Below are 26,266 nucleotides of genomic sequence, written 5' to 3' on the forward strand. Positions count from 1 at the left end.
TCTAGTTATGAACGCGTGGCGTTTTCTTCGGGAAATAGGCTTGACGAAGATCAGGCGAATCAGTAATATACGCTCCGTCTTCGCGACATGTGGGGCCTTAGCTCAGCTGGGAGAGCGCAACACTGGCAGTGTTGAGGTCAGCGGTTCGATCCCGCTAGGCTCCACCAATATCAGCCATCCCTGATGTTGATTGTCCAAGATATCTAAGGTCTGACAACGTCCCATTCGTCTAGTGGTCTAGGACACCGCCCTTTCACGGCGGGAACAGGGGTTCGAACCCCCTATGGGACGCCACTCTCTTTGTTTCTCTCCTTAAATCATTTCGATTCGCGAATAGCAATGAGTCTTCTCACTTGCCTTTTTTGCATTCCCGTCGTCTAGAACTTGCGTCTATTTCACGCGTTTTTTGTCCATATTGTGCTTGACTTGTCCACTTTTGTAACTTGGAGGATCGGGTTGTGCACAACCACATAAAGATGAAGCAAAAAATCAGCAATTTAGCGTAAGCTCTTTAAAATCAATCAGTTATATTAGGTTAAAAAATAACCAATTTAAGGTTGAGTCACTGTTCATGGCGATTGTGGGGCGTTTTCTAGTGGTTGTGAACAGGGTTATCCACAGATAGTGTGGAAAACCCTGGCTAGGCAGCGAGTGCCAAAAAGTCAAGCGTTATTCAGGTTTGCGCAGCCGTTTTAGTAGCGATGACGTGTCCCAGCGGCCGCCTTCCATACGCTGTACGTCCGCATAGAATTGGTCGACCAACGCCGTGACAGGAAGGGTGGCGTCTAACCGTCGCGCTTGCTCGAGGCATATCCCCAGATCCTTGCGCATCCAGTCCACCGCGAAACCATGGTTATACTCATCAGCAATCATTGTTTTATGACGGTTCTCCATCTGCCAAGACCCTGCAGCGCCTTTGGAAATGACGTCGATGACTTGGTGCTGATCGAGTCCGGCTTGCTCAGCAAAGTGCAGGCCTTCCGCCAAGCCTTGTACCAAGCCTGCAATGCAGATCTGATTCACCATTTTGGTGAGCTGACCACTGCTGGCAGCGCCCATGAGCGTGACGGCACGTGCGTAATGATTCAGGAAAGGGGCGACGGCATCAAAATGCGCTTGCTCGCCGCCGCACATGATGGTCAGTGCGCCGTTCTCGGCACCTTGCTGGCCGCCTGACACGGGGGCGTCAATAAACGCTACGCCATTTTCTCGACAGGCAGCATCCAGCTCCAGCGCTAAATCCGCTGACGCGGTGGTGTGATCGACGAGGTAGCTCCCGCTGGTCATGGTGCTCAGTACACCATCGCTGCCCATGGTCACTTGGCGCACATCGTCATCGTTGCCGACACACACCAATACCAAATCGGCCCCCTGGGCTGCCTCGGCGGGTGTCGCGTGAGCCGTGCCGCCAAAGGCGTTAGCCCATGCTTCTGACTTGCTTGCGGTGCGGTTGTAAACCCGCGTGGTGAGGCCCTGCTTGGCGAGGTGGCCGGCCATCGGGTAGCCCATGACGCCAAGGCCGATAAACGCAACGGTTTTGATAGATTGCATAAAGCACCTTTGTTGTTGGTAGGAAGTACGAGCAAACAAAAGGCCACCCGTGGGTGGCCTTCGTCATCCTATGCATGCATTAGCGCGTTAGCTGCCAAATCACTTGCTGGGATAGTCACGTTTTTCGTGACCGACGTACAGCTGGCGCGGGCGGCCGATTTTGTAGCTTTCGCTGAGCATTTCATGCCAGTGGGAGATCCAACCAATGGTACGCGACACCGCAAAGATCACGGTGAACATGTTGGTCGGAATGCCCATGGCTTTCAGAATGATGCCTGAGTAGAAATCGACGTTCGGATACAGTTTGCGCTCGATGAAGTATTCATCTTCGAGTGCGATTTGCTCCAGGCGCTTGGCGATTTTGAGCTGCGGGTCGTCGGCCATGCCGAGCTCGGCCAGTACTTCGTCGCAGGTCTCTTTCATCACTTTGGCGCGTGGGTCGAAGTTGCGGTAGACGCGATGACCGAAGCCCATCAGTTTGAAGGGATCGTTCTTGTCTTTCGCTTTATCCACGAAGCGCTGAATGTTCTCTTCGGAATCGTCGCCGATTTCGTCCAGCATGTTGAGCACGGCCTCGTTGGCACCGCCATGCGCAGGACCCCACAAGGCCGCAATGCCCGCGCTGATACAGGCAAACGGGTTGGCGCCAGTTGAGCCTGCCAGACGAACGGTAGAGGTAGAGGCGTTTTGCTCGTGGTCCGCATGCAGCATGAAGATGCGGTCCATGGCTTTCGCGTATACCGGGTTGATTTTGTACTCTTCGCACGGGTTGCTGAACATCATGTAGAGGAAATTCTCTGCATAGCTCAGATCGTTGCGCGGATAATTGAACGGTTGGCCCACATTGTACTTGTGCGACATGGCGGCCAGGGTCGGCATCTTGGCGATCAAACGGATCGCGCTGATGACGCGGTCTTCTTCCTGAGTGATGTCCATGTGATCGTGGTAGAAGGCTGCTAGGCCGCCCACGACACCGCACAGAATCGACATTGGGTGCGCGTCACGGCGGAACCCTTTGAAAAAGTTGTTGATCTGGTCGTGCACCATGGTGTGATTGCGAATACGTGATTCGAAATCAGCGTACTGCTCGTCGTTGGGCAGCTCACCAAACAGCAGGGTGTAGCAAACTTCTACAAAGTTCGACTCTTTCGCCAGTTGATCAATGGGGTAACCGCGGTGCAGCAGTACGCCCTTGCCGCCATCGATATAGGTGATGGCAGATTGGCAGGAAGAGGTGGCCATAAAGCCGGGGTCGTAGGTAAACAGGCCTTCGGCGCCTAAGCCGCGCACGTCGATGACGTCGGGGCCAAGTGTGCCGGAATACATGGGTAGCTCGATCGTTTTGTCGAGACCGTCTACCGTCAATGTCGCTTTCCTGTCAGCCATGCTGGCCTCCTTTCGAATTCGGTTTGGGACGTAAAGTCGTTGTTTCGCATACCGCGCCGGCGAAAAGGCTTGCCCACTATAGAAGTGTGCGACATTTTGTCAATTAGCCTAAGCGCTAGCTATGCTTGTACAGAGATTGTTGTTATGAACAATTTTTGTATATGATAAATGAGGTGTTCATAGTAGCGAAGTGCCAGAGGATTGACGATACGTTAACAGGCTTATCAAACCATCAATCTCCTGTCACTATAACCATGCTGCATCGCAAAATCGACTCGGGTAGGCGGCATTTTTCTTGCACCATGGTCGAGTTAAGCCTGAGATCGGTTTGTCAGCAGGGGCTAAGGTTCTTATAATCCACGGCGCGCGACCGGCAGGTAGGTGGTCGTGCCCGACTTGGCAACGGCCGAGCCCCTTCCAGCAACCACTGCCCGCTCGGGCTATGCCCGACCTGTCGCAGAGCGGGCCAAGAGAGTGTGTATAACGCCGTGAATAGCAAACGACCCGTAAACCTAGATCTAACGACGATACATTTCCCACTACCGGCGCTAACGTCGATTACACACCGTATCACGGGTGTGATCCTGTTCGTTGGCCTGATTTTCGCTTTTTGGGCGTTGGGTAAATCCCTATCATCTCCGGCTGGCTTCGATGCTGTCAGCAGTGCCTTAGCCAACAACTTCTTTGCCAAGCTCGTTGCGTGGGGGCTGCTGTCTGCCTTGGCATTCCACTTTGTGGCAGGCATCAAGCACCTGCTGATGGACGCCAATATTGGGGTGACCTTAGAAGGTGGCGTGAAAAAAGCACAGGCGACCGTCGTGGTAAGCGCGGTTCTGATCATTCTGGCAGGAGTTTGGGTATGGTAACCAACATTACGAGTTTTGGCCGTAGCGGTCTGTCTGACTGGCTGATGCAGCGTGTTTCTGCGGTCGTGCTGGCCCTCTATACCGTTTTCGTCGTTGCTTACCTGCTGTTGAATCCGAACCTGGATTACTACACCTGGAGCGGCCTGTTCGAGCAAACCTGGATGCGTATTTTCTCGCTGCTGGCGTTTATCTCGATCGCTGCGCACGCCTGGATCGGTTTGTGGACCGTCACCACCGATTACCTCAAGTCCACTCGCCTGCGCGTGGGTGCCCAGACGCTGATCATTCTGGCCATCTTCGTGTACCTCGTGTGGGGCATTCAAATTCTGTGGGGAGCTTGATACATGTCTAACCTTCGTAGCCTGACATTCGACGCCATCATCATCGGTGGCGGTGGCTCTGGCCTGCGTGCGGCGCTCGAACTAGCAAAATCCGGTAAAAAGACAGCCGTACTTTCCAAAGTGTTCCCGACGCGCTCTCACACGGTTTCTGCTCAAGGCGGTATTACCTGTGCCATCGCCTCCGCCGACCCGAACGATGACTGGCGTTGGCACATGTACGACACGGTCAAAGGCGGCGACTACATTGCTGACCAAGACGCCGCTGAATACATGTGCTCCGAAGGCCCCAAAGCGGTCTTCGAACTGGAACACATGGGCCTGCCGTTCTCGCGTTTCGATAACGGCCGCATCTACCAGCGTCCGTTCGGCGGTCAGTCGAAGAACTTCGGTGAAGGCGGTCAGGCAGCGCGCACCTGTGCAGCCGCCGACCGTACCGGCCACGCACTGCTGCACACCCTGTACCAAAACAACCTCAAGAACAACACCACGTTCTTGAACGAGTGGTATGCAGTCGACCTGGTCAAGAACGCCAGCGGTGACGTAGTGGGCTGTATCGCCATGTGCATCGAAACTGGTGAAGTGGTGCACGTCAAATCGAAAGCCACGGTTCTGGCGACGGGCGGTGCGGGTCGTATCTACGCCTCTACCACCAACGCTCTGATCAATACCGGTGACGGCATCGGCATGGCGCTGCGCGCGGGCTTCCCGATGCAGGATATGGAAATGTGGCAGTTCCACCCGACCGGTATCTACGGTGCGGGCACCTTGGTGACCGAAGGATGCCGTGGTGAGGGTGGCTACCTGATCAACAAAGACGGCGAGCGTTTCATGGAGCGTTATGCACCGAACGCCAAAGACTTAGCGGGTCGAGACGTGGTGGCACGCTCCATGGTCATGGAGATTCTCGAAGGCCGCGGCTGTGGCGAGAAGGGTGATCACGTCTTCCTGAAACTCGATCACCTTGGCGAAGAAGTCCTTGGCAAGCGTCTGCCGGGGATCGTCGAGCTCTCCAAGACCTTCGCCCATGTCGATCCGGCGAAAGACCCGATTCCTGTCGTCCCGACCTGCCACTATATGATGGGCGGTATTCCGACCAACATCCATGGCCAAGCGATCACTCAAGACGAAAATGGTAACGACCAGATCGTCAACGGCCTGTTCGCCTGTGGCGAAGCGGCGTGTGTATCGGTCCACGGTGCCAACCGCCTGGGCGGTAACTCACTGCTCGACTTGGTGGTCTTCGGCCGTGCTGCGGGTATGTTCATCGAAGGCGCGCTGAACGAAGGTATCGAATACCTCGACGCTTCCGAGTCGGACATCGAGTTCGCCATGAAGCGCATCACGCGCTGGAACGAATCCGAAGAGGGTGGCGAAAGCATTCCGGCACTGAAAGCCGAGCTGCAAGACATCATGCAGAACTCTTTCGGTGTATTCCGTGAAGAGAAAAACATGCAAGAAGGTGTCAAAAAGCTGGCGGACCTGCGTGGCCGCATTGCCAATGCGCACCTGCCGGACAAATCCAACGCGTTCAACACGGCTCGTGTCGAAGCGCTGGAGCTGGACAACCTGATGGAAGTGGCAGAAGCAACGGCGATTGCTGCCCTCGAGCGTAAAGAGAGCCGTGGTGCCCACTCGCGCTACGACTACCCTGACCGTGATGATGTCAACTGGCTGAAACACTCGCTCTACTTCCCGGCCAGCAAAGAGCTGAAGAAGCGCGACGTCAACTTCAAGCCGAAAACCGTCGATACGTTCGAGCCCAAGGTTCGTACCTACTAATCTTCGCACCGACGAGAGGGAGTCACCATGTCCAATCTTCAGGTATCCGTATACCGCTACAATCCGGAAACCGACTCCGCACCTTATATGCAGGAGTTTCAGGTCGATACCAAAGGCCGCGATCTGATGGTGCTGGATGTTCTGCATCTGATGAAAGAGCAAGACAGCGGTTTGGCCTATCGCCGCAGCTGCCGTGAGGGTGTTTGCGGTTCCGACGGCATGAACATGAATGGCAAAAACGGCCTGGCGTGCATCACGCCGCTGTCAGACGTCGTGAAAAACAACAAGCTGACACTTCGCCCGCTGCCTGGTCTTCCGGTCATCCGCGATATGGTGGTCGACATGGGGCTGTTCTATAAACAGTACGAGCGTATCCAGCCGTATCTGCAGAACGACACCCCGGCACCGGCCATTGAGCGCCTGCAGTCGCCGGAAGAGCGCGACAAACTGGACGGCCTATACGAATGTATTCTGTGCGCGTGTTGCTCCACATCGTGCCCGTCGTTCTGGTGGAATCCGGACAAATTCGTGGGTCCTGCTGGCCTGCTGCAATCCTACCGCTTCCTGGCCGACAGCCGCGATACCGCAACCCGTGAGCGCCTGACCAGCTTGGAGGATCCGTTCTCGGTTTTCCGCTGCCGTGGCATCATGAACTGTGTTGCCGTGTGCCCGAAAGGTCTTAACCCGACCCGTGCAATTGGTAAAATTCGTGAAATGTTGCTTGCGGACGCTACGTAACTATCTAATCCCATGAAGAAAAAGCGTGTACCACGTAAGTTGCAGCATAAAGCTACTTAAATCGTGGCGCTTCGCTTGTTATCATAGGGGCCGTCACGGTGCGGCGACGCGTCGCACCGTGGTCAGCCAAGTTTAAAAGCCGGTGCTTTAAGTACCGGCTTTTGAGCATGAACTGAATGAGAAACGCGTCGCAACTACGTGGTCTTAACCACGTGTATGAACAAGGGCTTCCGGCCTCCGGTCGGCGCCGCCGGCAAACGTCCCGCCCCGCCGGCAGGGCAATAGCGATGTCGTTGCATGCATGCAGCGATGCCGATACCACCCCATCAGTGCAGGGTGACCGAGAGATGCAACAAGGCATAATGGAGTTGATGTGGCGTTCCTCTCACGTTAGTGGTGGCAATGTCCACTACGTGGAAGCGCTTTACGAGCAGTACCTCGCCGATCCTGATTCTGTCTCAGACGAGTGGCGCAGCTATTTTGATCAGCTGCCGCGTCCTGAGGGCAGTGCCTCCCACGATGTTCCACTAAGCCCCATTCGTGATCAGTTCTACCAACTGGGCCGTGAAAGCCGCCCGGGCCGGGTAGCTGCCGCCTCCGACAGCGGTGAGAACAAGAAGCAGGTCAAAGTCCTGCAGCTGATCAACGCGTATCGCTTCCGTGGCCATCAGAAGGCCAATATCGACCCGCTTGGGCTGCGTAATCCCACTCCCGTTCCCGACCTCGACCTGTCGTTCCACCAGCTCTCCAAAGCTGATCTCGACACCGAGTTTCAAACCGGCTCGTTTTTCCTGGGTATCGATAAAGCGCCGCTGCGTGACATCGTCGACGCGCTGGAGCAGACCTACTGTCGCTCCATCGGTTGCGAGATCATGCACATCGTCGATACCGAAGAGAAGCGCTGGCTACAGCGTCGGTTCGAATCGGTACGCAGCGCACCCAAGTTCAGCGATGACGTGCGCAAGCACGTGCTGGAGCGGTTGACCGCAGCGGAAGGATTAGAAAACTACCTAGCGTCCAAGTACCCGGGCACCAAACGCTTCGGTCTGGAGGGTGGTGAGTCGTTCGTACCGATGATGGACGAGCTGATTCAGCGCGCCGGTGGTTACGGCACCAAAGAAGTCGTCATCGGCATGGCCCACCGTGGTCGCTTGAACCTGCTGGTCAATATCTTGGGTAAAAACCCAGCGGATTTGATCGACGAGTTCGATGGCAAGAAAGTCATCGAGCGTGGCTCCGGCGACGTCAAATATCATCAGGGCTTTAGCTCGAACGTCATGTCACCGGGTGGGGAAGTCCACCTCGCCATGTCGTTCAACCCGTCGCACCTGGAGATCGTTGCGCCGGTCGTCGAAGGGTCTGTACGCGCTCGCCAGGATCGTCGTAACGATGACGAAGGCAGCAAAGTACTGCCCATCAACGTCCATGGTGATGCTGCATTCGCCGGTCAGGGCGTGGTGATGGAGACATTCCAGATGTCTCAGACCCGTGCTTACAAGACGGGCGGCACGGTGCACATCGTCATCAATAACCAAGTGGGCTTCACCACCTCGAACCCCTTGGACGCGCGCTCTACGGAATACTGTACTGACATTGCCAAAATGGTTCAGGCGCCGATCTTCCATGTCAACGGCGACGACCCTGATGCCGTGATTCACGCGACACAAGTAGCGCTGGATTATCGTCAACAGTTCAAGAAAGACGTCGTGATCGATCTGGTGTGCTACCGTCGCCGTGGTCACAACGAGGCAGACGAGCCGTCAGGCACGCAGCCAATGATGTACGCCAAGATTAAAGACCACGCTTCCTCACGTACGCTTTACGCGCAGCGTTTGGTCGAGCAGGGCGTCATCACTGAAGACGATGCCAAGGCCATGGTAGAAACCTACCGTGATGACCTTGTTGCAGGTAATCATGTTGCCAATGCGCTGGTCCAAGAGCCCAACACCTCACTATTCGTGGATTGGGCGCCTTACCTTGGCCACGAGTGGACCGGTGACGCCGACACCACCTTCGATATGAAGCGTCTTCAGCAGCTAGCGGCGAAGATGTGTGAAATACCGGACGGTGTCGACGTTCAGCGCCAGGTCGCCAAAATCTACGAAGACCGCCGTAAAATGCAGGCGGGCGGCATGGGGCTCAACTGGGGCTTTGCAGAAACCCTGGCGTACGCCACGTTGCTCGACCAAGGTCATCCTATCCGCATCACCGGGCAGGATGTGGGGCGTGGGACGTTCTCCCACCGTCACGCGGTCGTGCACAACCAGAAAGACGGGTCGACCTATGTACCGCTGCAGAATATGGCCGACGGTCAGCCGCGCTTTACCATCCACGACTCCTTCCTGTCGGAAGAAGCCGTGCTGGCATTCGAATACGGTTACTCGACCACCGCCCCGAATGACTTGGTCATTTGGGAAGCGCAGTTCGGTGACTTCTTCAACGGCGCTCAAGTGGTGGTCGACCAGTTCATCTCTTCCGGTGAGACCAAGTGGGGTCGCCTGTGCGGCTTGACCATGCTGCTGCCTCATGGCTATGAAGGCCAAGGGCCCGAGCACTCTTCTGCCCGTCTAGAGCGCTTCTTGCAGCTGTGCGCCGAGCACAACATGCAGGTGTGCGTACCGACGACGCCAGCGCAGATTTTCCACCTGCTGCGCCGCCAAGTGATTCGTCCGCTGCGTAAACCGCTAGTGGTCATGTCGCCTAAGTCGCTGCTGCGCCACAAAGAAGCAGTGTCGAGCTTGGAAGATCTCGCCCACGGCAAGTTCCACATGGTACTGCCGGATCAAGCGAATCTCGACGCCGACAACGTCACCCGCGTCATTATGTGCGCAGGCAAGGTCTACTACGATCTGGCCAACTGGCGCGCTGAAAACGAGCGTGACGACACGGCGATCATTCGTCTAGAGCAGCTCTATCCCTTCCCGAAAGAAGAGCTTCTGGAAGTGCTCCAGGCGTATGCCAATGTGGAAGACATCGTATGGTGTCAGGAAGAGCCGCTGAACCAAGGCGCCTGGTACTCCAGTCAGCACCACATGCGTACCGTGGCCGATATGTTGAAAGATGGCCTTGGACGTGAGTTGAAATTCGCAGGGCGTCCTGCCTCGGCTGCTCCGGCAGCGGGCTACATGTCCGTCCACACTGAACAGCAGCGCCAGCTGGTGGAAGACGCTTTTAACCTATAAGCGCCCACCGGGTTTAGAGAACACATAAGGGAAACGACATGGCTACTGAGATCAAAGCGCCAACCTTTCCGGAATCCGTTGCCGAGGGCACTGTGGCCGCGTGGCATAAAAAGCCGGGTGACAGCGTCGAACGCGACGAGCTGATTGTTGAAATCGAAACCGACAAAGTGGTGCTCGAAGTCGTCGCACCGGAAGCGGGTACCCTGACCGACGTCATGGCCGAAGAGGGCGATACCGTCGAGTCTGAGCAAGTATTGGGCAAAATTGGCGAAGGCAACGCGTCTGCCAGCAAAGAAGATAGCTCTTCTAAAGAGAGCGCTTCAAGCGATAGCAGTACTGAAAAAACCGAACCAAAAGCAGAGTCTAAGCCTGCTGGCGGCGGTAAAAAGCACGATGTAAAAGCCCCCAGCTTCCCTGAATCGATCCAGGAAGGCACCGTTGCCACGTGGCACAAAAAAGTTGGCGAAGCGGTCAAGCGTGACGAAGTACTCGCCGACATCGAAACCGACAAGGTCGTACTCGAAGTCGTGGCACCGGCCGACGGTGCGCTGCAAGAGATCAAGGCCGAAGAGGGCAGTCAGGTAGAGTCGGAAGCGATTCTGGCGACCTTCGTCGAAGGCGGTGGCAGCGACGAAGCCAGCGCACCGAGCACCGAAGACAAGTCCGGCAGCGACGACGACGGCGCTGACGAGAAAGTCGGCGACAAGATCCTGGCACCGGCGGCACGTAAAATGGTGGCTGAGCACGATCTGGACGTGTCCAAGATCGAAGGTACCGGCAAAGGCGGCCGTATTCTGAAAGAAGACGTTCAGAAAGCCGTCAAAGAGGGCTCGGCAAAGAAAGCGGCTAAGTCCTCTGCACCCGCTAAAGCCGCTGCTGCGCCAGCGGTCGAGGGTGAGCGTGCCGAGAAGCGCGTGCCGATGAGCCGTCTGCGTCAAACCATCGCCAAGCGTTTGGTTCAAGCACAGCAGACCGCTGCCATGCTGACCACGTACAACGAAGTGGACATGGGTGCGGTGATGTCGCTGCGTGCCCAGTACAAAGATACCTTCCTGAAGGCCCACGACACCAAGCTTGGCTTCATGGGCTTCTTCGTAAAAGCCGCCTCCGAAGCTCTCAAGCGCTTCCCGGATGTCAACGCCTCTATCGATGGCACCGATATCGTTTACCATGGTTACCAAGACATCGGTGTTGCCGTATCGACGGATCGTGGTCTCGTGGTGCCAATTCTGCGTGACACTGACAGCATGAAAATTGCCGACGTCGAGAAGACGATCGTCGACTTTGGCAAGCGTGCGCGTGACGGTAAGCTCGGCATCGACGAAATGCAGGGCGGCACCTTCACCATCACTAATGGTGGTATCTTTGGCTCGCTGATGTCGACCCCGATCATCAACCCGCCGCAAACCGCTATCCTGGGGATGCACAAGATCCAGGAACGTCCGATGGCGGTGAACGGTAAGGTCGAAATTCGCCCGATGATGTATCTGGCACTGTCTTACGACCACCGCATGATCGACGGCAAAGACGCGGTACAATTCCTGGTTACGATTAAAGAGCTGCTGGAAGACCCGGCTCGTCTGCTGCTGGACGTATAACGAAGCGCGCTGATCCGCCTTCGCTAGTGTTGAGCACGCTGAGTTAATCGCACACAGCCTCCTACCCGCTGTCATCCACCCGGGAGGAGGCCACCAAGCTAAAGGAGCCAACATGGCTGACAAGTTTGACGTGATCGTTATTGGTGCAGGCCCTGGTGGCTACGTAGCGGCTATCCGCGCTGCGCAGCTGGGTCTGAAAGCCGCCTGTGTTGAAAAATGGATCGGTAAAGAAGGTAACGTCGTTCACGGCGGTACCTGCTTGAATGTCGGTTGTATCCCGTCCAAAGCGCTGCTTGAAGCCTCGCACAAGTTCGTCGAAGCCAAGCACGATTTCGACGACATGGGTATCGAAGCCGGCGACGTGACCATGGACGTCAAGAAGATGATGGCGCGCAAAGACAAGATCGTTAAGAACTTGACCGGCGGCATCTCTGGCCTGTTCAAAGCCAATGGTGTTACGGCCATCGAAGGTACCGGTAAAGTCATCTCTGGCAAGCAAGTCGAAGTCACCGACCTCGACGGCAATACCACGACTTATGACGCCGATAACATCGTCATCGCGGCAGGCTCCGTGCCAGTGGAAATTCCGCCGACCCCGCTGACCGAAGGCCTAATCGTCGATTCCACCGGCGCCCTGGAATTTCAGGAAACGCCGAAGCGTCTTGGCGTCATTGGCGCGGGCGTCATCGGCCTGGAGCTGGGCAGCGTATGGAACCGTCTGGGTTCTGAAGTCACCGTCCTGGAAGCGATGGACTCCTTCCTGCCGATGGTCGACACCGCGATTGCCAAAGAGACCCAGAAACTGCTCAAGAAGCAGGGGCTGGACATCAAACTGGGTGCCCGTGTGACCGGTTCGGAAGCGAACGGTGACGAAGTCGTCGTCAAGTACACCGATGCCAACGGCGAACAAGAGATGACCTTCGACAAGCTGATCGTTTGCGTTGGCCGTCGCCCCTACACCAAAGGCGTGATTGCCGATGGCGTGAGCGTCGAGCTGGACGAGCGTGGTTTCATCTTCGTCGACGACCAGTGCCGTACCAACGTGCCGGGTGTTTACGCCATCGGCGACTGTGTACGCGGCCCGATGTTGGCGCACAAAGCGTCCGAAGAGGGCATCATGGTGGCGGACATCATCGCTGGCCACAAAGCCGAGATGAACTACGACACCATCCCGAACGTGATCTACACCTTCCCGGAAGTGGCGTGGGTCGGTATGACCGAGCAAGATGCCAAGGCCAAAGGCATTGAGGTCAAAACCGGCAGCTTCCCATTCGCCGCCAGCGGCCGTGCCATGGCGAACAATGCCACCGAAGGTAGCGCCAAGATCATTGCCGATGCGGAAACGGATCGTATCCTCGGTATGCACATCGTCGGTCAGCACGCCGGTGAAATGATCGCTCAAGGCGTGATTGCGATGGAATTCGGCTCTAGCGCCGAAGACCTCGCGCTGACCTGCTACGCGCACCCGACCATGTCGGAAGCCGTGCACGAAGCTGCTCTTGCGGTAGAAGGCCATGCGATTCATATGGCGAACCGTAAGAAGCGCAAGTAATTCGCTAAGCAACAACCAAGCGCCACCGTCAGGTGGCGCAACACTTTCAGCCCCGCGCGGTAATGTGCTGGCCACTGAAAGTACGGGGATGGTCAGGGCGGTACAGATACACTGTCACGCCAGCTGATCATCGTTCGAGTCACATGCAACCAATGGCATGAATCGATGAACCTTCACGAGTATCAAGGCAAGCAGCTGTTTGCCGATTATGGTCTGCCAGTGTCCAAAGGCTTTGCCGTGGACACTCCCGAAGAAGCTGTAGAAGCGTGTAAAAAAATCGGCGGCGACATGTGGGTCGTCAAAGCCCAGGTTCACGCTGGCGGCCGCGGTAAAGCGGGCGGCGTCAAGCTGATCAAAGACCCGGCAGAAGCCAAAACCTTCGCCGAGCAGTGGCTGGGCAAGAACCTAGTGACTTACCAGACTGACGAAAAAGGTCAGCCGGTTGCCAAGATTCTGGTAGAGACCTGCACCAACATCGCCGACGAGCTCTACTTGGGCGCGGTCGTTGACCGTACCACTCGTCGCGTCGTGTTCATGGCTTCCACCGAGGGCGGTGTCGAGATCGAAACCGTTGCTGAAGAGACGCCTGAGAAGATCCTCAAAGCGGAAATCGATCCGCTGGTCGGCGCACAGCCCTACCAAGCGCGAGAGCTGGCCTTTGCGTTGGGTCTGGAAGGCGATCAGGTGAAACAGTTCACCAAGATCTTCCTGGGTCTCTCCAAGCTGTTCCACGACAAAGATCTGGCACTGCTCGAGATCAACCCGCTGGTCATCACTGACGAAGGCAACCTGCACTGCTTGGATGCCAAACTGGGGCTCGACAGCAACGCCCTGTACCGTCATCCAGACCTGCAGGCCATGCGCGATCCTTCCCAGGAAGATCAGCGTGAAGCCGACGCGGCGAAGTGGGAACTGAACTATGTTGCCCTCGACGGTAACATCGGTTGCATGGTGAACGGCGCAGGCCTGGCCATGGGCACCATGGATATCGTCAACCTGAGTGGCGGCAAGCCCGCTAACTTCCTGGACGTTGGCGGCGGCGCGACCAAAGAGCGCGTTGCAGAAGCGTTCAAGATCATCCTGTCTGACGACAACGTCAAAGCCGTTCTGGTGAACATCTTCGGCGGTATCGTTCGTTGCGACATGATTGCGGAAGGCATCATCGGTGCCGTCGAGCAAGTGGGCGTCAACGTCCCGGTGGTCGTACGTCTGGAAGGTAACAACGCGGAATTGGGCGCTGAGAAACTGGCGTCTAGCGGTCTGAACATCATCGCTGCTACCAGTCTGACCGACGCGGCTCAGCAGGTTGTCAAAGCAGCGGAGGGCAAGTAATGAGCATCCTGATCGATAAGAACACCAAGGTCATCTGCCAAGGTTTCACCGGTGGCCAGGGCACGTTCCACTCCGAGCAGGCGATTGCCTATGGCACGCAGATGGTCGGTGGTGTCACGCCGGGCAAAGGCGGCCAGACGCACCTGGGCCTGCCCGTTTTCAACACCGTGAAAGAAGCGGTCGAGAAAACCGGTGCAGAGGCCAGCGTGATCTACGTACCGGCACCGTTCTGCAAAGACTCGATCCTTGAAGCTGCAAATGCTGGCATCAAGCTGATCGTGTGCATCACCGAAGGCATCGCGACCCTCGACATGCTCGACGCAAAAGTCAAATGCGACGAGCTGGGCGTACGCCTGATCGGCCCGAACTGCCCGGGTGTGATCACTCCCGGTGAGTGCAAAATCGGTATCATGCCGGGTCACATCCATCAGCCAGGCCGCGTCGGTATCGTGTCTCGCTCTGGTACCCTGACCTATGAAGCCGTTAAGCAGACCACTGATCACGGTTTCGGTCAGTCTACCTGTGTCGGTATCGGCGGCGACCCGATTCCGGGTTCTAACTTCATCGACATCCTGGAGATGTTCGAGAAAGACCCGAAAACCGAAGCAATCGTGATGATCGGCGAAATCGGCGGCACCGCCGAAGAAGAAGCCGCGGCTTACATCAAAGCCAACGTGTCGAAGCCGGTGGTTTCCTACATTGCCGGCGTGACGGCACCTCCTGGCAAGCGTATGGGCCACGCGGGTGCCATCATCTCTGGTGGTAAAGGGACTGCCGATGAAAAATTTGCGGCTCTAGAAGACGCCGGTGTCAAAACCGTTCGTTCTTTGGCGCAAATTGGCGATGCGTTGAAAGAAGTCACCGGCTGGTAAGCCGCGCACTTTTTTCATGACGCTGAAAAGGGCACCCTCGGGTGCCCTTTTTGCGTTCGTGAGGGTCAAGGAAAGCGGTGGGGCGGCTTGCGCTGACGCAGCAGACGCGCGCTGTAGAGCAGTAGCAGCGGCGCGCCGGCGGCGAGGTAAAGGTGGTAGCTAATCAGCCGCCAAACCAGCACAGCGGCAGCGGCCTGCTCCCTGCTCATCAAAGGCAGCAGCAAGCTTCCCACCCCCACTTCAGCCGCTCCCGCGCCGCCAGGCAGAAAGCTGAACTGGCTGGCGGCCATGGCCAGCATCTGAGTCAAAAACGTCCACAGCCAGTCGGCATGCCCGCCGATGCCAATCACTGCTAGGTAAAGCAAGCTGTAGCGCAGTAGCCAGTGCAGGGTCGTCAGCGCCAGCATTGCTGCCAGCGTGCCCTTGGGGAGCGCTAACGTCATACGCAACGCATGGCGGCAGCGTAACAGTCGCCTGACCAGCCAGCGCCGTCGGCTTGGGCGTAGCCAAGCCAGCCACTGACGACGCGACCGTAGCAGCTTGGGTAAATATCCCATGATCAGCGAGACGCCTACGGCTAGCAGCGCCAATCCCAGCAATGAAAGCTGTACCAGGCCCTGGTGCGGCCACTGGGCATCACCGACTACCGACATCGCCACCAAGCCGCTCAGCATCACTAGGAAGAACAGCAGGTCACAGCCCTGGTCGATGAGAAATACGGCGGTGCCTTTCGAGGGTGAAAATCCCCGCTGGGCAAGCAGTAACAGCAGGGTGGCCGGACCGCCGCTGCCGCCTGGCGTCGCGCAGAGCGCGCACTTCGCTGCCAGCTCGATGCCCAGCGCGCCGCGCTGTCCAAGCTGGCCAGCGCGGCCGTTCAGCATCAGGCGTAGCCGGGCGGCGTTCAAGTTCCAGCACAGCGCCGCCATGGCGATCATCAGAACCAGCAAGCCAATGGGGAATTGCGCCACATGGTCGAACGCACGGCTGCCACCGGCCAGTGAGGTGAGCACCAGCGGTGCCACCAGGGCAGCGAGCAGCAACACACCGTGTAGCGGACGAAAACGTAGCAGCCGTTGGGCGTTAGCGGCGGACGGCACGGGCATCGGGCTGTTCGAGTCCGCATAGGTCGATGTAGTGCGTCAGCAGCGAGCCAATCACGCTATCCCAACTGAACTGTCGCTCGACATAGTGGCGCGCATAGCGACCGCTCGCGGCGATGTCGTTGCTAAATAGTGCGGCGCAGGCGTCAGCCATGGCATCTGGGTCCAGCGGCTGGCAGAGCACGCCCGCGCCCAGCGGTACGTTCTCGATCAGCGCACCCGCCCGCGCACCAATGACTGGCAGGCCGCTGGCCATCGCTTCCTGAGCCACTAGCCCAAAGGTTTCGCGGGTGCCGGCATGCAGTAACGCATCGCTACTGGCCAGCGCTCTTGCCACTTCATGGCTGCCGCAGCAGCGGTTCACCACCGTGACATTGCTGGGCACCTGCGTTGGCATGCCCGGCCCCATTAGTAACAGATGATAGTCGCTGCCCAGCGCCCGCATGGTGGCGAGTAAAACGTCGATGTTCTTTTCTCGCGAGAAGCGACCGACGAATATCAGTAGTTTCTTATCGTCAGGTACACCCATGGCTGCACGGAAGCCAGGGTCGCGCCTTGAAGGGTGGAACTGCACTAAATCGACCCCTAACGACTGCACGCGTACGTTGGGTACGCCCCACTCGGTGAGACGGTTGGCCATGGCGTGGCAGGGGGCGAGTACGCTATCGAAGCGCTGGTACAGATCTACCACGTAGCGAACCAGCCGTTGGTGGACGTGTCGTCCAAAACGGTCCCCCATTAAGTTAGGTAAGTCGGAGTGGTAGAAACCCACCACTGGCACACCTAGCCGCTGGCCAGCCTCTAGCGCGGCCCAGGCGGTCACATACGGATCACCTGCTTCGATCAACGTGGGTGAGAGGTCTACCAAGGCTTCTCGCCAAGGACGGCGGCGCAGCGGAAATCGATAACCCTGCCCAAGCGGCAGGTGCAGCGCCGGCAGCGTATGGTGGTCGCCCAAACTATCGCGTTCGGCCCCCGGCACCAGCAGGCTGGTTCGCAGGTTGGGGCTGCGCGAAAGCACGCGATGTTTAGCCTGTAAGTAGGTGCGAACGCCGCCACTTGCCGGGGCGTGGAACATGGTCACATCGGCGATGTGCAAGGTAACCTCCGAGCCACATGAGTGTCATCGACTTACCTTAGGGTAGAAATAAGTCAGTTCTGCGACAACGTCACCGTGCAGCAGAAATAAAAACGCCACGGCAAAGCCGTGGCGCGAACACGTGTTGGCTGCGTTTAGGCAGCAGGTTTGGCGACCAGCGATCGTGTCTCTTCGCGAGCTTCGGTCAGTGAGACACGCAGGCTATCGCCCAGCTTGAAGCGCTCCTCGCCCTCGATCTGAATGCGGCCCTCTTTGTCATCGATGACCACTTTATCGCGGTCACTGTGCATCAAGGGGGCGGGCACGAACGCCGTCGCGCCGTTTTCTATCAGACGAACCCGCATACCGCCACGGTTGATCGCCATGATTTCGGCGTCGAAGGTGTCCTGATTCTGCGCCGCCGGGGTCAGGTAGCGCACGTAAAGCCAATCTTTTACGTCGCGTTCAGCCATACGATTCAGACGGCGGCGCTCGGTGAGCTGCTCGGTGAGCTGCTGGCTGGCTTCTGCCGGAGCCTGCTCGCCCTTGAGCACACGCTTGATCAAGCGGTGGTTGACCATATCGCCGTACTTACGAATCGGCGAGGTCCAGGTGGCGTAGGCGGGCAGCCCCAGCCCAAAATGCGGGCCAGGCTGGGCCGACATGCTGGTGAAGCCCTGGAAACGGCGTAGGCGCGCATCCAACCAAGCGTCGTCGCGGCTCTCAAGCGCACGCTTGAGTTCCTTATAGTGAGCCAGTTCGGTCAAGGCCTGTTGATCGACGACGATTTCCTGAGTGGCGAGGAACTCTTGGGCCGCTTCGGCTTTTTCCGGCTCGAAAGCGCGGTGGACGTTGAAGATGCCGTGGCCGATATGGCTGGCCAGGAAGTCCGCGCAGCAGGCGTTGGCGGCAATCATCGACTCTTCGATCATGCGGTTGGCAATGCGGCGGTCTTCGGTGCGAATGCCCAGCACGTTGCCCGCTTCATCCAGATCGAAGACGTAATCAGGACGATCTTTGAAGACCAGTGCGTGCTCGTTACGCCATGCAGTGCGAGCTTCCGTCAAGGCCTGCAGCGCCTTCAGCTGCTCGGCAATCTCCTCGGCCGGTGCCCAGTCGCCCTGGCCTTCGATCCAGTCGGAGACGCGCTCGTACACCAGCTTCGCGTGGGACGTCACGTTGGCCGCGAAGAAGCGGTAGTCGCCCAGGCTGCCGTCGGCATGAATGGTCAGCGTGCAGGCAAGGGCTGGGCGCTCTTGGCCTTCCCACAGCGAGCACAAGTCGTCCGCCAACTGCTCGGGCAGCATGGTGACGTTCTGGCCCGGCAGGTAGACGGTAAATGCGCGAGTGCGCGCTTCCAGATCGGCGGCGTGGCCCTCTTCCACATAGGCGGTGGGGTCGGCAATGGCCACGCTCAACTGCCAGCCGCCTTCGGGACGGGCCACCACATATAGGGCATCGTCCATGTCTCGCGTCTTTTCGCCGTCGATGGTAAAGAAGGGCTGTGCGGTGAGGTCTTCCCGCGTCAGTCCCTCGTCGCGTAGCGGCCAATCGCTGCCAGCATCCGGGCACTCTTGTTCCAGCGCGTGGCGAGCAAGCGTCACGCGCCAAGGTACGGCAGGGTCGTCGGCTTTGGCCACCAACTCATCGATCTGGGAGAAGAAGCCGCGGTCGTTCTCTTTTAGTGGGTGGCGTACCAAGCGCGCCACGACCCAGTCGCCATCGCCAATGCTATTTTCGTCGAGGCTGTTTTTTATACGTGCTTTCAACACGTTGCGAATCGAAGGGTGGTCCGGCACCACCGCCAGGCGGCCGTCGCGTTTTTGCACACGTGCAACGAAGCGGTCCAAACCGGCTTCGATGAGCTTTTCCGGCTCGACCGACTTCTTATCGCCGTTTTCGTGTATGACGGCTTCCACGCGATCACCGTGCAGTACCTGCTTCATGGCGGGAGGTGGCACGAAATAGGAGTCGCCGCTGTCGGTTTCAAGAAACCCAAAGCCTTTTTCGGTAGCTTTGATCACCCCTTCGGCGCGAGGAGTCGTTTCACGGATCTGTTGCTTGAGCTGGGCAAGCAGGGAGTTGTTTTGAAGCATGTGTTCGATCAGTTGGCGAGAGTAGGGTGCCACTATACGGATTCCCACTGGCCGCGCCAATCGTTGCCCTGGGGGAAGTGGCGGTGGGCACGACAGGTCAATGGCTTACTTACGCTTGGCTGAATCGGTTAAGCTGAGTAGATCGACCGCTAAGGCGACTAACGTACAAGGAGCGCGCTTATGACCCCACGCCTGATCGTTTCCGACCTAGACGGTACGCTGCTGGGCAGCGACCACCGGTTACATGACAGCACCGTCGAGGTGCTGCGTAGGCTGGTACAGCAGGGGCACCATCTGGCGCTGGCCTCCGGCCGCCATTACCACGATATGCGCGTATTCCGTGACGAATTGGGCGTCCCTGCCCACCTGATCAGTACTAATGGGGCGTACACCCATGATCCCGCGGATAGCTTGGTCAGCGCGTCCCATCTCGATCCGGCTCATGCCCGCACGCTGATTCAATTACCCCGACCACCCCAAGTGCGTCTCAGTCTTTACCGCGAGGTAGGCTGGCATGTGGATGCCCACGCGCCACATCTGCTGTCATTACATGCCTCAACGGGCTTTCGCTATGAGGTCGTGCCGCCCGATCAGATGGACGCCAACGGCGTGGGTAAAGTGCTCTATTTAGGCGACCCGGAAGCGCTAGCAGAGCTGGAAGCTCAGGCCCAGGCCGCCCACGGCGATGGGCTGCACATTACCTACTCCACGGTGGACTCGTTAGAGATCATGGCGGGCGGGGTCAACAAAGGCGTGGCATTGGCGGCGCTACTGGAGTCGCTGGGGCTCACCGCCGCCGACTGCTTAGCCTTCGGAGATAACCTCAACGACACTGAAATGCTTACCTTGGCAGGTGAAGCCCAGGTGATGGCCAACGCCCATCCGGCGCTGTTCGATCGCGTGCCAAGAGCCCAGCGCATCGGCCACCACGGCGAAGCGGCGGTGGCGTCGTTCCTGAAGCAGCGCTTTGGGCTTTAGCATTTTTGCTGCCATTATCACTCTGCCACCTTAGTCGAGAGCCGCTTGCGGTAGGCGATACGCTCCACCATCATCTAGCCCCTAAAACGATAATAACCTAGGGGCCCTTTCTACGATGACTACCACACCTGCGACCTTGATGGTGGTCGACGATGATCCGGAAATCCGCGAGCTACTGGCGGATTACCTGGGGCGACACGGTTACCACGTGCGGACCGCCGAAGACGCGAACACGCTTTACTCACAGCTTGCCGAGCGAACACCCGATTTGCTGATCGTCGATGTGATGATGCCGGGGGATGACGGCTTCACCATTTGCCGGGAGCTGCGCAAAACCAGCGACACGCCGATCATCATGCTCACCGCCAGCGCCGACGATACCGACCGCATCTTGGGGCTGGAATTAGGGGCCGACGACTATATCGGCAAACCCTTCAACCCTCGTGAGCTGCTGGCGCGTATCAAAGCGGTACTGCGCCGCACGCGCACGGCTGCCTCGGCGGCCGCCCCTCATGAAGCGCGTTGGGTACGCTTTGGTGAGTGGCAACTCGACCGCATGACGCGGGAACTGGTCGGTCACAACGGCGAGCGCACCGCGCTGTCGGGGGCAGATTTTCAGCTGCTTCAGGTGTTCTTGGAGCGTCCCGCCCAGGTGATCACTCGCGATGATCTCTATACCTTGACCCGAGGCCGTGATGCGCCGCCGCTGGATCGTTCGATTGATGTGCACGTCTGTCGGCTACGCCAGCGGCTAGGTGAGGATGCCCAGCATTCACAGTTGATTCGTACCGTACGCGGGGCGGGCTACGTGCTCACGGCCCGGGTAGAACCAACGTCGTGAGGGCGTGGCGACGTTGGCTGAAACGACGTTCACGCTGGCTGCCCGGCAGCCTGCGCGGGCGCTTTGTCATCATCATGATTGCTGGGGTGCTGGCCGCTCAGGTGGCCAGCTATACCATCTGGACCTCTCAAGTGCGCGCCAGCCAGCTTGAACAGCTCGATGAGCTCTCCAGCAATATGGCGTTTAGCATTGCCTCCACCATGAAATTTTTCCGTTCGCTGCCGGTGGACTATCGGCATATCGTGCTGGATCAGCTGCGTAGCATGGGCGGCACGCGTTTTTTTGTCAGTGTGAACGAGCGGCGTATCCCCGTAGTGGACATCGGCAACGGTCCGGAAAAAGCAGTGGTGGTGAATAACGTTCGCACCATTCTGACTCAGCAGCTCTCGATTGACGATGTGGTGGTGGAGTTTTCCCGCCCGGAAACGCTGCGGGTATTCAATAACGAAGTGCTGCTCCACGATCTGCCGCCCCGTTGGGGCCAGCATAGCCTGTTGATGGAGCCGCTATCGCCGCCGATTCTGGTGGTGCAGTTGGAGTTGGCCCCGGATACTTGGCTCTATGTGGCCACGCTGCTGGGCGTCCCGGATATCTTCAGCGGCTACCGCTGGCTCTCGGAAGAGCGGCTGCTGGCGGGCATCGTCGTGCTGCTCACCGTGCTGGCGCTGTCGTTATTGAGTATTACCAGCGTCACGAGACCGCTGGCTAGACTTTCTCGGGCGGCGCGTCAGCTCGGCGACGACCTGGATAGCCCGCCGCTGAAAGAGAGTGGCCCCAAGGAAGTAGCAGCTACCGCCGTGGCGTTCAATCGTATGCAGCGGCGTATTCGCGAGCAGGTGGAGGAGCGCGAGAGGCTCTTCTCAGCGATCTCCCACGACTTGAAAACGCCGATTACCCGCATGCGCTTACGGGCTGAAATGCTCGATGACCCAATACAGCGTGAGCGCTTCTGCGCCTCGCTGGACGAGCTGTCCGAGCTGGTCAAAGGCGCGCTGGCCTCGGTCAAGGGGTTAGACCTGCATGAAGAGCCGCAGCCAACGGATCTCTACGCGCTCACGATTGAACTGGCCGAGGCGCTGCGCTTGCAGGGGGGCGACGTGCAGGTGGCCGGGCAGGTGGCGCCACTCACGGTCAAGCCGCTGGCGATGAAGCGCTGCCTGGCGAACCTGTTAGAAAATGCGGTGTTTTACGGCCAGCGGGCGAGGGTAACGCTGGAAGAGCAGTCGGGCGTGGTGCGCCTACATATTCACGACAGTGGCCCTGGCATTCCTGAGGATCAGCTTGGCCGCGTGTTTTCACCCTTTGTACGCCTGGAGGTGTCCAGAAGCCGCCACACCGGTGGAAGCGGCCTGGGGCTAGGCATTGCGCGGCATATCGCCCGTGCCCATGGGGGCGATATTACCCTTGCCAACCACCCCGTAGGCGGCCTGCTGGCCACGCTTACGCTGCCTCGCCAAACCAGCGTTACAGACTTGTAATAAATCGCTAACACTATGCAGGACTCGGTAACTCCCGTTGTGGGCGCAGGTGACGTACTCTGCGATGAGCCGCCTCTCCACGAAGCGCGGCGCGATAACCGCGATAAAAACGGCGCTCTCGCCGTTTACCCATCATCGTTATCCCTATAAAAACAACAGCAGGAGCAACTCATGCGTCATTTGTTACCCGTCTTCAAAAAATCCGCCCTCGCGCTGGCCCTTGCCGCCGGTACGGCCCTGGCAAGCACCGCGCAGGCCAATGAGGTCGAAGTGCTGCACTGGTGGACGTCCGGTGGTGAAGCCCGCGCAGCCAACGTTCTCAAAGAGCTACTCGAAGCCGAAGGTTACGGCTGGCAGGATTTCGCTGTGGCCGGCGGTGGCGGTGAAACCGCCATGACAGTGCTCAAATCCCGTGCCATGTCAGGTAACCCACCCTCCGCCGCGCAAATTAAAGGCCCGGAAATTCAGGAGTGGGGCGAGCTTGGCCTGCTAGGTGACTTAAATGAAGTGGCGGATGCCGAAGGCTGGAACGACCTGTTACCAGAAATTGTGGCCGATATTATGCGTTATGACGGCCAGTACGTAGCCGTGCCCGCAAACGTACACCGGGTTAACTGGCTGTGGGCCAACCCAGACGTGCTGGAAGCCGCTGGCGTAGAAATGCCCACCACCCTCGACGAGCTGTTTGCCGCCGGGGAAGCGATTCGTGAAGCAGGCTTTGTGCCGCTCGCCCACGGTGGCCAGTCCTGGCAGGACGCCACCGTGTTTGAAAGCGTGGTGTTAGGTAGTCAAGGCACCGAGTTCTATCAGCAGGCGCTGGTGGAGCTAGACCCAGAAGCCCTGGGAGGCGAGCAGATGGTCGCCGCACTGGAAGATTTCAAACGCCTGCGCGAGCTGATGGACGAAGGCATGCCGGGCCGCGATTGGAACATTGCCACCGCGATGGTGATCGAGGGCGTGGCTGGTTTCCAGTTGATGGGTGACTGGGCGAAGGGGGAGTTCACCGCTGCAGGCATGACCGCCGGTGAAGACTACCTGTGCACCGCCGCTCCGGGCACCGAAGACGCCTTTACCTTCAACATCGACAGCCTGGCGATGTTCCGCGTGTCCGATGATGCCGAGCGTGAAGCTCAGCACACGCTGGCGCGTTTGGTGCTTGAACCCACCTTCCAGGAAGCCTTCAACCTTGCCAAAGGCTCCATTCCCGCGCGCCCTGACCTGGATATGAGCGAGTTCGATAGCTGCGCCCAGCAGTCAATGGACGATTTCCAGAGCACTGCCGATGAAGGCGGATTAGTGCCCAGTATGGCTCACGGTATGGCCGTACGTGCCGACGTTCAGGGAGCCATCTTTGACGTCGTGACCAACTACTTCAACGACGCCGATATGCCCGCCGAAGAAGCGGCCCAGCGACTGGTCAGCGCCGCAGAAGCTGCCTCGTTCTAAGCGCGGCACCATTGGCAATAGCGCAAGTACGCGCTGAACGTACGCAACCAGCGCCGCCGCAACGGCGGCGCTAGCGGTTGACTGGCGAGGAATTCCCCATGAGCGAAACCCCAACGCACACCGCGTTGCGGCCAACGGCCTCTGGTCGGCTGCAGGCCTGGCTGCCAAGGCTAGTGCTGGCACCCTCGGTGGCGGTGTCTCTGTTTTTTGTTTACGGCTTTATGCTGTGGACCTTTGTCTTATCACTCACCAGCTCGCGTATGCTGCCCAGCTACGATTTTGTCGGGTTTGGCCAGTATGCGCGGCTGATGGCCAACGAGCGCTGGTGGGTGGCGTCTACCAATCTGATGATCTTTGGCACGCTGTTTATCGTGATCTGCTTAGTGCTGGGGGCACTGCTGGCAATGCTGTTGGATCAAAAGATTCGTCAGGAGGGCGCGCTACGCACGGTGTATCTCTACCCCATGGCGCTGTCGTTCATTGTTACGGGGGTCGTGTGGAAGTGGCTGCTGAACCCGCAGCTAGGCATTCAGGCCATGGTGCGCAGCTGGGGCTTCGAGTCGTTCGAGTTCGACTGGATCGTCGATCCGGATATGGCGATCTACACCTTGGTGATTGCCGCCGTTTGGCAGGCCTCTGGCTTCGTGATGGCGCTCTTTCTCGCCGGGCTGCGCGGTATCGACGATAGCATTATCAAAGCCGCCCAGCTCGATGGCGCGAGCCTGCCGCGCATTTACTGGCGGGTGGTCATGCCCTGCCTGCGCCCGGTGGTGTTCAGCGCGGTGATGATTCTGGCCCACATTGCCATCAAGAGTTTTGACTTGGTCGTCGCGCTCACCGGCGGCGGGCCGGGTTATGCAACGGACCTGCCGGCCACGTTCATGTATACCCATGCGTTCAACCGGGCGCAGATCGGGCTGGGGTCGGCCAGCGCCATGCTGATGCTCGGTGGGGTGTTGGCCATCCTGATTCCTTACCTCTACTCCGAATTAAGGAGCCGCAAACATGGCTAATGTGATTCGTCGCCAAACGCCTGCGGCCAAGTTATGGCGTGGCGTGCTGTACGCGGTCCTGGTCATCGCCGCGCTGTTCTACGTGCTGCCGTTGGTGGTCATGCTGATGACCTCCATTAAACCGTTGAGCGAAATCAGCGCCGGGTCGCTGCTGTCGTTACCGCAAAATCCGACGCTGGCCCCCTGGGCAAAAGCCTGGGGTGAAGCCTGCACCGGTATGCGCTGCGACGGCGTGGGTGGTTATTTTTGGAACTCCTTTGCCATCGTCATTCCTGCGGTGCTGATCTCCACCGCCGTGGGAGCGCTGAACGGCTATGCGCTGACAAAATGGCGCTTCAAAGGCTCCGAGCTGGTCTTCGCGCTGATGCTGTTCGGCTGCTTTATTCCGTTTCAGGTGGTGCTACTGCCCATGGCGCAAACCCTGGGCTGGCTGGGGCTCTCTAGCTCTCGAGCGGGGCTGATCCTGGTGCACGTAGTGTTTGGTATCGCCTTTACCACGCTGTTTTTCCGTAACTTCTACGTGGGGATTCCTAACGAGTTGGTCTCGGCGGCCAAGCTGGACGGAGCCGGGTTCTTCCGTATTTTCTGGCGCATCCTGCTGCCAGTGTCGGCGCCCATTATCGTGGTGTCGGTGATTTGGCAATTCACCCAGATCTGGAACGACTTCCTATTCGGCGTGGCGTTCTCGGCACACGACACCCAGCCGGTTACCGTGGCGCTCAATAATCTGGTGAACACCTCCACCGGCGTGCGCGAATACAACGTCGATATGGCCGCCGCCATGATTGCCGCACTGCCCACCCTGGTGGTGTACGTGCTGGCGGGTAAATACTTCGTACGCGGGCTCACGGCAGGCTCAGTTAAGGGCTAATAACAACTAGGTGCATGGCAGTCGCAGGTAGAGGTCAGCATCACCCCGTAGCGGGGGTCTTTCGCCAGGACGGCGAAAGTAGCGCCCAGGGAAGGGTTTACAGCGCCCCCGCCAAGGGGTGATCTGACCGGTGCCAATGCGCTTCTTGCCAGCCCCCTTAGAACAGGA

The 26,266-nt window shown here is 58.4% G+C and carries 20 protein-coding genes and 2 tRNA genes; 17 read left to right on the forward strand and 5 right to left on the reverse strand.

The genetic code is table 11. The annotated features are described in order from the left end of the window. Positions 1 to 91: 91 nt before the first annotated feature. Both GYM47_RS05105 and GYM47_RS05110 read left to right on the forward strand, forming a co-directional pair. Positions 92 to 167, forward strand: a tRNA-Ala gene (locus tag GYM47_RS05105). Positions 168 to 218: 51 nt separating this feature from the next. Further along, positions 219 to 294 (forward strand) — tRNA-Glu (locus tag GYM47_RS05110). 375 nt (positions 295 to 669) lie between these two features. On the opposite strand, the gene GYM47_RS05115 is transcribed toward GYM47_RS05110, so the two are convergent. Continuing rightward, complete coding sequence (locus GYM47_RS05115) at positions 670 to 1,551, reverse strand: NAD(P)-dependent oxidoreductase (RefSeq protein ID WP_139525435.1); 882 nt, start codon at positions 1,549 to 1,551, stop codon at positions 670 to 672. A gap of 99 nt (positions 1,552 to 1,650) precedes the next feature. After that, positions 1,651 to 2,937, reverse strand: coding sequence for a citrate synthase (gene gltA / locus GYM47_RS05120; RefSeq protein ID WP_139525436.1), 1,287 nt, complete (start codon positions 2,935 to 2,937; stop codon positions 1,651 to 1,653). A gap of 488 nt (positions 2,938 to 3,425) precedes the next feature. Here gltA and sdhC point away from each other — a divergent pair, with 488 nt between their 5' ends. The 9 genes from sdhC to sucD all read left to right on the forward strand — a co-directional run bounded on the left by sdhC (position 3,426) and on the right by sucD (position 15,197). Then, on the forward strand, positions 3,426 to 3,803 hold the full coding sequence (gene sdhC / locus GYM47_RS05125; protein ID WP_196781579.1) for a succinate dehydrogenase, cytochrome b556 subunit: 378 nt from the start codon (positions 3,426 to 3,428) through the stop codon (positions 3,801 to 3,803). Beyond that, on the forward strand, positions 3,797 to 4,144 hold the full coding sequence (gene sdhD, locus GYM47_RS05130) for a succinate dehydrogenase, hydrophobic membrane anchor protein (RefSeq protein WP_139525437.1): 348 nt from the start codon (positions 3,797 to 3,799) through the stop codon (positions 4,142 to 4,144). Before sdhC ends, sdhD begins: the two co-directional genes overlap by 7 nt. A 3-nt stretch (positions 4,145 to 4,147) precedes the next feature. Beyond that, entirely contained in the window at positions 4,148 to 5,923 is a 1,776-nt protein-coding gene (gene sdhA / locus GYM47_RS05135; RefSeq protein ID WP_139525438.1) for a succinate dehydrogenase flavoprotein subunit, read from the forward strand. Positions 5,924 to 5,950: 27 nt separating this feature from the next. Further along, on the forward strand, positions 5,951 to 6,661 hold the full coding sequence (locus tag GYM47_RS05140; protein ID WP_016914530.1) for a succinate dehydrogenase iron-sulfur subunit: 711 nt from the start codon (positions 5,951 to 5,953) through the stop codon (positions 6,659 to 6,661). A 347-nt stretch (positions 6,662 to 7,008) separates the two neighbouring features. Further along, a complete protein-coding gene (locus GYM47_RS05145) occupies positions 7,009 to 9,843 on the forward strand; it encodes a 2-oxoglutarate dehydrogenase E1 component (protein ID WP_153842462.1) in 2,835 nt (944 codons plus the stop codon). A 38-nt stretch (positions 9,844 to 9,881) separates the two neighbouring features. Beyond that, positions 9,882 to 11,441, forward strand: coding sequence for a 2-oxoglutarate dehydrogenase complex dihydrolipoyllysine-residue succinyltransferase (odhB, locus tag GYM47_RS05150; RefSeq protein ID WP_153842316.1), 1,560 nt, complete (start codon positions 9,882 to 9,884; stop codon positions 11,439 to 11,441). A 112-nt stretch (positions 11,442 to 11,553) separates the two neighbouring features. Next, the gene (gene lpdA, locus GYM47_RS05155) at positions 11,554 to 12,993 is read left to right on the forward strand and encodes a dihydrolipoyl dehydrogenase (RefSeq protein WP_139525441.1); all 1,440 of its coding nucleotides are present in this window, start codon (positions 11,554 to 11,556) and stop codon (positions 12,991 to 12,993) included. Positions 12,994 to 13,158: 165 nt separating this feature from the next. Next, entirely contained in the window at positions 13,159 to 14,325 is a 1,167-nt protein-coding gene (gene sucC, locus GYM47_RS05160; protein WP_016914526.1) for an ADP-forming succinate--CoA ligase subunit beta, read from the forward strand. Further along, complete coding sequence (gene sucD, locus GYM47_RS05165; RefSeq protein WP_044627828.1) at positions 14,325 to 15,197, forward strand: succinate--CoA ligase subunit alpha; 873 nt, start codon at positions 14,325 to 14,327, stop codon at positions 15,195 to 15,197. Before sucC ends, sucD begins: the two co-directional genes overlap by 1 nt. Before the next feature lie 65 nt (positions 15,198 to 15,262). On the opposite strand, the gene GYM47_RS05170 is transcribed toward sucD, so the two are convergent. From GYM47_RS05170 to GYM47_RS05180, 3 genes are all read right to left on the reverse strand, one after another. Beyond that, positions 15,263 to 16,300, reverse strand: coding sequence for a glucosaminyl phosphatidylglycerol flippase (locus GYM47_RS05170; RefSeq protein WP_153842317.1), 1,038 nt, complete (start codon positions 16,298 to 16,300; stop codon positions 15,263 to 15,265). Continuing rightward, entirely contained in the window at positions 16,278 to 17,396 is a 1,119-nt protein-coding gene (locus tag GYM47_RS05175) for an N-acetylglucosaminyl phosphatidylglycerol synthase (protein ID WP_153842318.1), read from the reverse strand. The genes GYM47_RS05170 and GYM47_RS05175 overlap by 23 nt, the downstream gene beginning before the upstream one ends. A 134-nt stretch (positions 17,397 to 17,530) precedes the next feature. Continuing rightward, positions 17,531 to 19,471: an exoribonuclease II gene (locus tag GYM47_RS05180; RefSeq protein WP_139525670.1), complete on the reverse strand. Its 1,941-nt coding sequence runs from the start codon at positions 19,469 to 19,471 to the stop codon at positions 17,531 to 17,533. Between the two features lie 180 nt (positions 19,472 to 19,651). Between GYM47_RS05180 and GYM47_RS05185 the strand changes: the two genes are divergently transcribed. The 6 genes from GYM47_RS05185 to GYM47_RS05210 all read left to right on the forward strand — a co-directional run bounded on the left by GYM47_RS05185 (position 19,652) and on the right by GYM47_RS05210 (position 26,098). Beyond that, positions 19,652 to 20,449 (forward strand): Cof-type HAD-IIB family hydrolase, encoded by a 798-nt coding sequence (locus tag GYM47_RS05185; protein WP_139525444.1) that lies wholly within the window; start codon positions 19,652 to 19,654, stop codon positions 20,447 to 20,449. Between the two features lie 115 nt (positions 20,450 to 20,564). After that, positions 20,565 to 21,290 (forward strand): response regulator, encoded by a 726-nt coding sequence (locus tag GYM47_RS05190; RefSeq protein WP_153842319.1) that lies wholly within the window; start codon positions 20,565 to 20,567, stop codon positions 21,288 to 21,290. A 74-nt stretch (positions 21,291 to 21,364) separates the two neighbouring features. Beyond that, positions 21,365 to 22,768: an ATP-binding protein gene (locus GYM47_RS05195; protein WP_231125535.1), complete on the forward strand. Its 1,404-nt coding sequence runs from the start codon at positions 21,365 to 21,367 to the stop codon at positions 22,766 to 22,768. A 171-nt stretch (positions 22,769 to 22,939) separates the two neighbouring features. Further along, on the forward strand, positions 22,940 to 24,214 hold the full coding sequence (locus tag GYM47_RS05200; RefSeq protein WP_153842320.1) for an ABC transporter substrate-binding protein: 1,275 nt from the start codon (positions 22,940 to 22,942) through the stop codon (positions 24,212 to 24,214). A gap of 98 nt (positions 24,215 to 24,312) precedes the next feature. Beyond that, positions 24,313 to 25,227 carry a carbohydrate ABC transporter permease gene (locus GYM47_RS05205; protein ID WP_139525447.1) on the forward strand — a complete coding sequence of 305 codons (915 nt, stop codon included), beginning with the start codon at positions 24,313 to 24,315 and terminating at the stop codon, positions 25,225 to 25,227. Next, positions 25,220 to 26,098, forward strand: coding sequence for a carbohydrate ABC transporter permease (locus GYM47_RS05210; RefSeq protein ID WP_139525448.1), 879 nt, complete (start codon positions 25,220 to 25,222; stop codon positions 26,096 to 26,098). The genes GYM47_RS05205 and GYM47_RS05210 overlap by 8 nt, the downstream gene beginning before the upstream one ends. Positions 26,099 to 26,266: the final 168 nt, after the last annotated feature.

This window comes from Vreelandella piezotolerans (genome assembly GCF_012427705.1).
Taxonomy (GTDB): Bacteria; Pseudomonadota; Gammaproteobacteria; order Pseudomonadales; family Halomonadaceae; genus Vreelandella; species Vreelandella piezotolerans.